The following is a 10017-nucleotide window of genomic DNA, read 5'->3' as shown; positions in this document are numbered from 1 at the left end:
AACGCCCGGTTACATTCCGAACCCGGAAGCTAAGCCTCACAGCGCCGATGGTACTGCAGGGGGGACCCTGTGGGAGAGTAGGACGCCGCCGAACTCATATTAAAAGAGCTGGTCCCCGAACTTCGGTTCGGGGACCAGCTCTTTTTTGTTGTCCGACACTTTGCGTTCACTTTGCGCGACAACCATCCGCGGCATGGGTACAGCTGCAATGCTCAGGGCCGCGGGCGTCGGAGTCGGCGACGAGGTCATCGTGCCGGCGTTCGGGAACGTCGAGGTCGCGGAGGCCGTGGCCCAAGTGGGTGCGTCGGCCGTCTTCGCCGACATAGACCCGGTGACCTACTGCCTTGACGCCGGCGCTGTCGAGGCGGCCGTCACCCCGAGGTCGACCGCTGTCGTCGTCGTACACCGCTTCGGTCGGTCGGCCGACATGGTGCGACTGCGGGATGTCGGGCAGCGACACGGGCTCCTGGTGCTGGAACTGGGCGAGTCCGAGGCGCCGTACGACGAGATCGCGCAGCGCAGGGAGCGGGCCTCCTATCTCGACGGGCGGCTGAGTGGAGTGCGCACGCCGGACGGCGGTGACGGGCACACGTACCAGCAGTACGTCGTGCGCGTGCCCGGCAATGGCCGGCCGGACCGGGACGCCTTCGCACGGGCCATACGGGCCAAGGGAGTTGAGTGCTGGGTGCCGGTGAAGACACCTGTGCACCGGCTGCCCGGGTTCCGGCGGGACGTGCATCTCCCGGAGACGGAGCGGGCCGCCGACGAGACCCTCGCGCTGCCCGTGGACGCGTCGTTGACGAAGCGGGAGATGCAGCGGATCGTCTCCGCGTGCAATGCGCTCGGCGGACTGCTGCAGCCCGCCTTCTGATCCGGCGGGACTGGTTGGGAGCACGCCGCTGTTCGGGGTATGATCTATTTCGTTGCCGCGAGGGAAACCTCGAAAAGGCGATTGGCCCCCCTAGCTCAGTCGGCAGAGCGTCTCCATGGTAAGGAGAAGGTCAACGGTTCGATTCCGTTGGGGGGCTCCAGCAGAGAAGGCCTCCACCCTTGCGGGTGGGGGCCTTTCTCCTGTCCCGGAGTCGAGTTCCGACCTCAGTCCCGCTGAAGACCCGGCACCCGCATCGCCAGAATCGCCATGTCGTCGGACGGGGCGTCGGAGGCGAAGCGCTCGACCGCGCGCATGATGCGGGCGGCCACCGCTCCCGCCGTGAGGCCCGTACACGTGGTGAGGACGTCCGTGAGGCCGTCGTCGCCCAACATGCGGGTGCCCTCACGGCGTTCGGTGACGCCGTCCGTGACACAGAGCAGGACGTCGCCCGGGTCGAGGGTGACGGTCTGCTCATACAGCTCCAGGTCCTCCATGACGCCGAGGAGGGGCTGCGGTTCGGCGGCTGCTTCCACGGTGCCGTCCTGGCGCAGGCGGAGCGGGAGCGGGTGGCCCGCGCAGACCACCTTCAGCATGGCGCTGCCGTCCTCCTGGGGCCACAACTCGCCGTAGAGCAGGGTCAGGAAGCGGCTGCGGGCGCCCTCGTCCAGGATCGCCGAGTTCAGGCGCTCCAGGACCGCGGGGCCGCCGAAGCCCTCGCGGGCAAGGAGGCGCAGGGCGTGCCGGGCGAGGCCCGTGACCGCCGCCGCCTCCGGGCCCGTACCGCAGACGTCGCCGATGGCGAAGCCGTAGACGCCGTCACGGATCGGGAAGAGGTCGTAGAAGTCGCCGCCGACCTCGTTGCCCTCGCCGGCCGCGCGGTAGATGACCTCGACCTCGACGCCGTCGATGTGCGGGAGGTCGGGCGGCAGGAGGCTGCGCTGGAGGGACTGGCTGATGGCCGTGCGCTCCGAGTACAGGCGGGCGTTGTCGAGGGCCAGGGCGGCCCTGCGGGACAGGTCCTCGGCCAGTTCCAGGATTTCCTGGCGGAAGTGCTCGTCGGAGGGCTTGCCGAGCGTCAGCATGCCGATGACGCGGTTGCGGGCCACCAGGGGCAGGACGACGGTCTCGCCGCCGACCGCCGCGGCCGTCGCCAGGGTCGTACCGATGCCGGAGGTGAGCGAGGCGGGCTCGCCGAGGCCCAGGCTGCGCATGGAGGTGCGCAGGGCCGCCTGGTGGGCGGCCTCGCCCGGGGCCGCCCAGACGCGGGCGCCGGGGGTGGGGACCGGGTCCGGTGGGGCGATCTTCGAGAGCAGGGCCTTGAGACCGTCGATGCGTTCTTCGTCCTCGTGCAGGACGTACGAGAGGTACGGGTCCGAGGCCTGGTCGGCGATCGTGTAGACCGCGCACCAGGTGGCGAGGGTCGGGACCGTCATCTGGGCCATGAGGGCGAGGGTCTGGTCGCGGTCCAGGGTGCCTGCGAGGAGGTCGGAGGCCTCGACGAGGAAGCTCAGCGAGCCGCGGCGCAGGCGTTCCAGCTCACCCAGGCGGGCCGATTCCACCGCGAGCGCGATGCGGTCGGCGGCGAACTGGAGGCGCAGGGCCTCCTCGTTCGAGTAGCGGGATGGTCCCTCGGCCGCGACACCGAGGGAGCCGGTGAGGCGGCCCTCGACCTTCAGCGGGACCGTGACGACCGAGCGCATGCCGGTGCCGGCCAGCAGCGGTACGGCGCCGGGGACGACCGTCAGGTCCTCGTGGACGGCGGGCATGCGGGCCGAGCCGTAGCGGCCGGGGCCCGCCTCGACGGGGACGCGGGCGAAGCGCTGGCGGGCGGAGGGCAGGCCCGTCGAGGCTCGTACCTCCAACTCCGTCTCGTCGTCGGTCGCGAGGAGCAGGAAGGCGGAGTCGCCGTCGAGCATGTCGCGGGCGCGCTCCACCGTGCGCTGGAGGAGGCCGTCCAGGTCGTCCGGGGCGGGGGAGCCGATGAAGACCTCGAAGGGGTCGGTGGCCTGGCCCTCGGAGCTGGTCGTCGTGTCGGTGGCCGACGCCCGCAACGGGGTCTGCAGGACGGCGCGTTCGTGGTCGCGTACGAGGAGGCAGACCGTGGAGGGTTCGCCGCCCGTGTCGCGTACGCGAAGGTGGGAGGCGTAGACCGGGGTCACGCGGCCGCTCGCGCCCCGGAGTCCGTAAGTGCCCTCCCAGCGCGAGAGTTGGAGGGCCTCGACGATGCCGGTGCTGGTGCCCGGGGTGTGCGGCCAGGCCGCGAGGTCGGTCAGGGGTTTGCCGATGACCTGCTCGGCGGCGTACCCGAAGAGGTCCTCCGCGTCCTCGTTCCAGGCCGAGATGGCGCCGACGCGGTCGATCTGGATCACTGCGACGCGGACGCGGCCGTCGGCGAGCGGAAGGAGGTCGGCCGGGAGGGAGGGGCCCGCGGTGCGGGTGCCGACCGGGCGATCGGGGAGGGCGAGGTGGAACCAGACCTGCTTGTGCGTGGGGGAGTAGTCGACGCCCCAGCGGCCGGCCAGGGCGGCGCACAACTGGAGTCCGCGCCCGCCCTCGCGGTCGGGGCTGCCCATGTTCACAGCCGTCGCCTGGAGTGGAATTTCACGTTCCGGGTAGCGGTCCGCCACCTCGATGCGTACGCCTTCGTCGCTGCGCAGACACAGGACATCCGCGGAGGTGCCCGCATGTACGACAGCATTGGTGACGAGTTCGCTGGTCAGGACCACCGCGTCGTCGACGATGTCGGCGAAGCCCCAGCCCTGGAGGGTGTCGCGGACGAAGGATCTGGCGGTCGCGACCGATCGCCCGACGGGATCGAAACTGGCGGCCGCGCGCGCGGTGATCACAGCACTCCTTGTCCGGTTGTCGGCGTGCGGGGCCCCGTGGCCGATCCGCTCCTGCCGGGGCAGTGCCTGGTTCCCGGTCGGCCGAGGATCCTGGGGCTGTCCCCCAGGATGCAGTCCGGTGGTCATGGTGCGGTGCCCCTCCGATGCCTGCCCGCTCGTTCTTGTGCCACCGTCCAGGCCGGACAAACCGGTGTGGCTGGACAGCCGCATGCAAGGTTACTTACCTTCGCCGTCCATGCGGATGCCGGTCACCGGTGTTTCCGTCGGGAGAGGGGCAGAGTTTCCGTTCGGACAGGTGCCTGTGTTTCCGTCTTGACAAGGCTGTGCCCGCTTCCGGGCGGTGTGCGGACGATGTGCGAAGCTGCCGAACTGTTATGGCCTGGTTCAGCCGGGGTGAAACACTGGGCAAGCTCCAGTGAGAAGGTCGGACAGGCTGAGTGCCTGCCCGTTCGCCGAGCAAGTAGTACGTGAGCACGAGCAGCAGTACCCGAGCAAGCAGTACCCGAGTACGCCGAGCAGTAATGGTCGACCCTTGCGGGAGGGACACAGTGGAGTCTGGCGCAGCGACGCGGGGCGGTAAGACGCGCGCAGAAGACGGACAGTCCCTGAACAACCGGCGCACACCACGCAATGGCACCACCGAGGTGGATACCGCTGCCCTGAACAGGCTGCTGACGGCCCTGGTGTCGATGCGGGACGGCAATTTCCGCAAGCGCCTCACGGTCTCCGGTGATGGCGTGATGTCGGAGATCGCGGCTGTCTTCAACGAGGTGGCGGACCGGAATCTGCATCTGACGGGTGAGCTGTCGCGGGTGCGGCGGGTGGTCGGGCGTGAGGGAAAGCTCACGGAGCGGCTGGAGTCGGGCGCCTGTGAGGGTTCCTGGGGTGCTGCGATCGACGCGTCGAACGCGCTCGTCGACGACCTCGTACGACCGGTCTCCGAGGTCGGCCGGGTGCTGTCCGCGGTGGCGGAGGGCGATCTGTCGCCGCGTATGGAGCTGCGGGCGCAGGCTGCGGACGGCAACGGGCATCCGCTGCGCGGGGAGTTCCTGAAGGTCGGACGGACGGTCAACAACCTGGTCGACCAGCTGTCGACGTTCACCGACGAGGTCACGCGCGTGGCCAGTGAGGTGGGCACCGAGGGCAAGCTGGGCGGGCAGGCCCGGGTGCGCGGAATGTCCGGTTCGTGGAAGGACCTCACGGATTCGGTCAACACCATGGCGTACCGGCTGACGGCTCAGGTACGTGACATCGCTCTCGTGACGACGGCGGTCGCGAAGGGCGACTTGTCCCGGAAGGTCACGGTTCACGTGGCCGGCGAGATGCTGGAGCTGAAGAACACCGTCAACACGATGGTGGATCAGCTGTCCTCGTTCTCCTCCGAGGTGACCCGCGTCGCCCGCGAGGTGGGCACCGAGGGCGAGCTCGGCGGCCAGGCGCAGGTGCCCGGTGTGGCCGGCGTGTGGAAGGACCTCACCGACTCGGTGAACCTGATGGCCGGCAACCTCACGGCCCAGGTGCGCGGGATCGCGCAGGTGACGACGGCGGTCGCGAGCGGTGACCTGTCGCAGAAGGTGACCGTTTCCGCACGCGGCGAGGTCGCGCAGCTCGCCGAGACGATCAACCAGATGACCGAGACGCTGCGGACGTTCGCGGACGAGGTCACGCGTGTGGCCAACGAGGTCGGTGGCGAGGGGCGGCTCGGCGGTCAGGCGAACGTGCCGGGCGCGGCGGGGACGTGGAAGGACTTGACGGACTCCGTCAACACGGTCTTCCGGAACCTCACCACTCAGGTGCGGGACATCGCCGCGGTGACGACGGCGGTGGCCAACGGTGATCTGTCGCAGAAGGTCACCGTCGACGTGGCCGGCGAGATGCTGGAGCTGAAGAACACCGTCAACACGATGGTCGACCAGCTGTCGTCGTTCGGTGTCGAGGTCACGCGCGTGGCGCGCGAGGTCGGTGTCGAGGGTGAACTGGGCGGCCAGGCGCAGGTGCCGGGTGTGGCCGGTACGTGGAAGGACCTCACCGACTCCGTCAACACGGCGTTCCGGAACCTGACGGGTCAGGTCCGCAACATCGCGCAGGTGACGACGGCGGTCGCGAACGGTGACCTGTCTCAGAAGGTGACGGTCGACGTCTCCGGAGAGATGCTCCAGCTGAAGAACACCGTGAACACGATGGTGGATCAGCTGTCCTCGTTCGCCGACCAGGTGACGCGGATGGCCAGGGACGTGGGCACGGAGGGCCGCCTGGGCGGTCAGGCCCGCGTGGACGGCGTGTCCGGTACGTGGAAGGAACTCACCGACTCCGTCAACTTCATGGCGGGGAATCTGACCTCGCAGGTACGGCAGATCGCCCAGGTCACCACGGCGGTGGCGCGGGGTGACCTGTCGCAGAAGATCGACGTGGACGCGCGTGGCGAGATCCTGGAGCTGAAGAACACCATCAACACGATGGTCGACCAGCTCTCCGCCTTCGCGGACCAGGTGACGCGGGTGGCCCGTGAGGTGGGTACGGAGGGCCGGCTCGGCGGTCAGGCGCAGGTGCCTGGCGTCGCCGGCGTGTGGCGCGACCTGACGGACTCCGTGAACGGCATGGCGGGCAACCTCACCGCCCAGGTGCGCAACATCGCGCAGGTCGCGACCGCGGTGGCGCGGGGTGACCTGTCGCAGAAGATCGACGTGGACGCGCGTGGCGAGATCCTGGAGCTGAAGAACACCCTCAACACGATGGTGGACCAGCTCTCGAACTTCGCCGAGCAGGTGACGCGGGTGGCCCGTGAGGTGGGTACGGAGGGCATGCTCGGCGGTCAGGCCGAGGTGCAGGGTGTCTCCGGCACCTGGAAGGACCTCACGCAGTCCGTGAACTTCATGGCGAACAACCTGACCATCCAGGTCCGTAACATCGCCGAGGTCACGACGGCGGTCGCCATGGGTGACCTGTCGAAGAAGATCACCGTCGACGCCAAGGGCGAGATCCTCGAACTCGTCACCACCGTGAACACGATGGTGGACCAGCTGTCGTCCTTCGCCGAGCAGGTGACCCGGGTGGCCCGCGAGGTGGGCACCGAGGGCATCCTCGGCGGGCAGGCCCATGTGCCCGGTGTCACGGGCATCTGGAAGGACCTCAGCAACAACGTGAACCTGATGGCCAACAACCTGACCATGCAGGTGCGCAACATCTCCCAGGTCGCCGCGGCCGTCGCCAACGGCGATCTGACCCGTACGGTGACGATCGAGGCGCGCGGCGAGGTCGCGCAGCTCGCCGACACCTTCAACACCATGGTGAAGACGCTGAGTTCGTTCGCCGACCAGGTCACCAAGGTGGCCCGCGAGGTGGGCACGGACGGCATCCTCGGCGGGCAGGCGCACGTCCCGGGTGTCGCCGGTACGTGGAAGGACCTCACCGAGTCCGTGAACGGGATGGCGTCCAACCTGACCGGGCAGGTGCGCAACATCGCGATGGTCACCACGGCCATCGCCAAGGGCGACCTCACCAAGAAGATCGACATCGACGCGCGCGGCGAGATCCTGGAGCTGAAGACCACCATCAACACGATGGTCGACCAGCTGTCGTCCTTCGCCGAGGAGGTCACCCGAGTCGCCCGCGAGGTGGGTACCGAGGGGCAACTGGGCGGCCAGGCACGCGTGCGTGACGTCGACGGCACCTGGCGCGACCTCACCGAGTCGGTGAACGAGATGGCCGGGAACCTGACCCGGCAGGTGCGTGCCATCGCGCGCGTGGCGACCGCGGTGACCCGCGGCGACCTGAACCTGAAGATCGACGTGGACGCCTCGGGCGAGATCCAGGAACTTCAGGACTACATCAACAAGATGATCGCCAACCTGCGCGACACCACCATCGCCAACAAGGAACAGGACTGGCTCAAGGGCAACCTCGCCCGTATCTCCGCCCTGATGCAGGGGCGCCGCGACCTCGACGACGTGGCCTCGCTGATCATGAGTGAGCTGACGCCGGTGGTCTCGGCGCAGCACGGCGCGTTCTTCCTCTCCATGCCGCTGGTCGACGGCAAGGAGGCGGGCAACGACGAGGACGCCTACGAGCTGCGCATGCTCGGTTCGTACGGCTACTCGATGGGCTCCATGCCGACGTCGTTCCGGCCCGGAGAGGCGCTGATCGGGACGGCCGCGCAGGAGAAGCGCACGATCCTGGTGGAGAACGCGCCGAGCGGCTACCTGAAGATCTCGTCCGGGCTCGGCGAGGCGCCCCCGGCGCAGGTGATCGTGCTTCCGGTGCTCTTCGAGGGGACCGTGCTGGGTGTGATCGAGCTGGCGTCCTTCACGCCGTTCACGCAGATCCAGAAGGACTTCCTGAACCAGATCGCCGAGATGATCGCGACGAGCGTCAACACCATCTCCGTCAACACCAAGACGGAGGTGCTGCTCAAGCAGTCGCAGGAGCTCACCGAGCAGCTGCGGGAGCGCTCGGCGGAGTTGGAGAACCGGCAGAAGGCCCTTCAGGACTCCAACGCGGAACTGGAGGACAAGGCCGAGCTGCTGGCCCAGCAGAACCGCGACATCGAGGTCAAGAACACCGAGATCGAGGAGGCGCGGCAGGTCCTGGAAGAGCGTGCCGAGCAGCTCGCGGTCTCCATGCGCTACAAGAGCGAGTTCCTGGCGAACATGTCGCACGAGCTGCGCACGCCGCTCAACTCCCTGCTGATCCTCGCGAAGTTGCTCGCCGACAACGCCGAGTCGAACCTGACGCCGAAGCAGGTCGAGTTCGCGGAAACGATCCATGGAGCGGGTTCCGACCTGCTTCAGCTGATCAACGACATCCTCGATCTGTCGAAGGTCGAGGCGGGCAAGATGGACGTGTCGCCGACCCGCATCGCGCTGGTCCAACTCGTCGACTACGTAGAGGCCACTTTCCGTCCGCTGACCGCGGAGAAGGGCCTCGACTTCTCCGTCCGGGTGTCGCCGGAACTGCCCGCCACGCTGCACACCGACGAGCAGCGCCTCCTTCAGGTGCTGCGCAACCTGCTCTCCAACGCGGTGAAGTTCACCGACTCCGGAGCGGTCGAATTGGTGATCCGGCCCGCCGGCGCGGATGTCCCGGTGGCGATCCGGGAGCAGCTCCTGGAGGCGGGTTCGCTGCGGGACGCGGATGCCGGTCTGATCGCGTTCTCGGTGACCGACACCGGCATCGGGATCGCCGCCAGCAAGATGCGGGTGATTTTCGAGGCCTTCAAGCAGGCGGACGGTACGACGAGCAGGAAGTACGGCGGTACGGGTCTGGGGCTGTCCATCTCGCGGGAGATCGCGCGTCTGCTGGGCGGTGAGATCCACGCCCAGAGCGAGCCGGGACGCGGTTCGACGTTCACGCTGTATTTGCCGCTGCACCCGAGCGAACTGCCCCCGCAGGGCTACGGACAGCTCGCGCCCGCCCTGGGGGCCGGGGAGTTGCTCGCCTCGGAGGCGGAGCTGTCCGGGGTCGACATCGAGACGCCGGCCGAGGTGAAGTCGTACCAGGAGACGCAGAACGGGCCTGCCGCGCTCTTCAGGCGGCGCCGCAGGGCGCTGCCCACGACCGAGCAGCGCCCGGGGCTGCCGGGGCCGAACGGGGCCGCGGGTGCCTCTCAGGAGCAGTGGGCGGCCGGGGTTCAGCAGGAGGCGGCGCCGCAGCCGCGCCGAGGCATCCGGTTCGAGGGCGAGAAGGTGCTGATCGTCGACGACGACATCCGCAACGTGTTCGCGCTCACCAGCGTCCTGGAGCAGCACGGCCTGTCGGTGCTGTACGCCGAGAACGGCCGTGAGGGCATCGAGGTGCTGGAGCAGCACGACGATGTGACGGTCGTCCTGATGGACATCATGATGCCCGAGATGGACGGCTACGCCACGACGACGGCGATTCGCCGGATGCCGCAGTTCGCCGGGCTGCCGATCATCGCGCTCACGGCGAAGGCGATGAAGGGCGACCGGGAGAAGGCCATCGAGTCCGGCGCGTCCGACTACGTCACCAAGCCGGTCGATCCCGACCATCTGCTCTCCGTGATGGAGCAGTGGATGCGCGAGGAGTGAGCGGGATGGGTGTCGCCGGGTGGTGTCGGCGGCCCGGAAGCCGGGCTGTGCGCGCCGAGTCGGCGGCGCGGGGCGCCCGACGTCGTATAACTGACGGTGGCCGAAGCCGTGTAGAAGTGCGGGATTCGGGGAACCTTCTGGTCTCCCGCTACGTTTCTGCTACGTGCACAGTGACATCGCGGTGACAGGGTGTGGCGACAGGCGGGGTGCGGCTACCATGACCGGCACAAGGACGGGCGACGCAAGGGAGTCGTCC

Annotated in this window: 3 protein-coding genes, 1 tRNA gene and 1 rRNA gene; 4 read left to right on the top strand and 1 reads right to left on the bottom strand. The window is 68.6% G+C overall.

Going from position 1 to position 10017, the window contains the following annotated elements; all coding sequences use genetic code 11:
• The 3 genes from rrf to ACZ7M2_RS43985 all read left to right on the top strand — a co-directional run.
• Positions 1-94 (top strand): 5S ribosomal RNA (gene rrf, locus ACZ7M2_RS43995); the annotation flags it as partial.
• Positions 95-208: 114 nt separating this feature from the next.
• Positions 209-871, top strand: coding sequence for a DegT/DnrJ/EryC1/StrS family aminotransferase (locus ACZ7M2_RS43990; RefSeq protein WP_471600082.1), 663 nt, complete (start codon positions 209-211; stop codon positions 869-871).
• Positions 872-955: 84 nt separating this feature from the next.
• A tRNA-Thr gene (locus tag ACZ7M2_RS43985) sits at positions 956-1031 on the top strand.
• A 64-nt stretch (positions 1032-1095) separates the two neighbouring features.
• Here ACZ7M2_RS43985 and ACZ7M2_RS43980 read toward each other — a convergent pair.
• A complete protein-coding gene (locus ACZ7M2_RS43980; protein ID WP_471600075.1) occupies positions 1096-3843 on the bottom strand; it encodes a SpoIIE family protein phosphatase in 2748 nt (915 codons plus the stop codon).
• A gap of 422 nt (positions 3844-4265) precedes the next feature.
• Here ACZ7M2_RS43980 and ACZ7M2_RS43975 point away from each other — a divergent pair, with 422 nt between their 5' ends.
• On the top strand, positions 4266-9761 hold the full coding sequence (locus ACZ7M2_RS43975; protein WP_471600074.1) for a HAMP domain-containing protein: 5496 nt from the start codon (positions 4266-4268) through the stop codon (positions 9759-9761).
• Positions 9762-10017: the final 256 nt, after the last annotated feature.

The sequence above is a fragment of the Streptomyces sp. NPDC111507 genome (assembly GCF_055638955.1).
This window is presented reverse-complemented; position numbering and strand designations above follow the sequence as displayed.

Bases quoted from the DNA above. Each gene is read 5' to 3' on its own strand.
- ACZ7M2_RS43990 (WP_471600082.1), top strand. From the start codon at position 209: ATGCTCAGGGCCGCGGGCGTCGGAGTCGGCGACGAGGTCATCGTGCCG.
- ACZ7M2_RS43980 (WP_471600075.1), bottom strand. From the start codon at position 3,843: ATGACCACCGGACTGCATCCTGGGGGACAGCCCCAGGATCCTCGGCCG.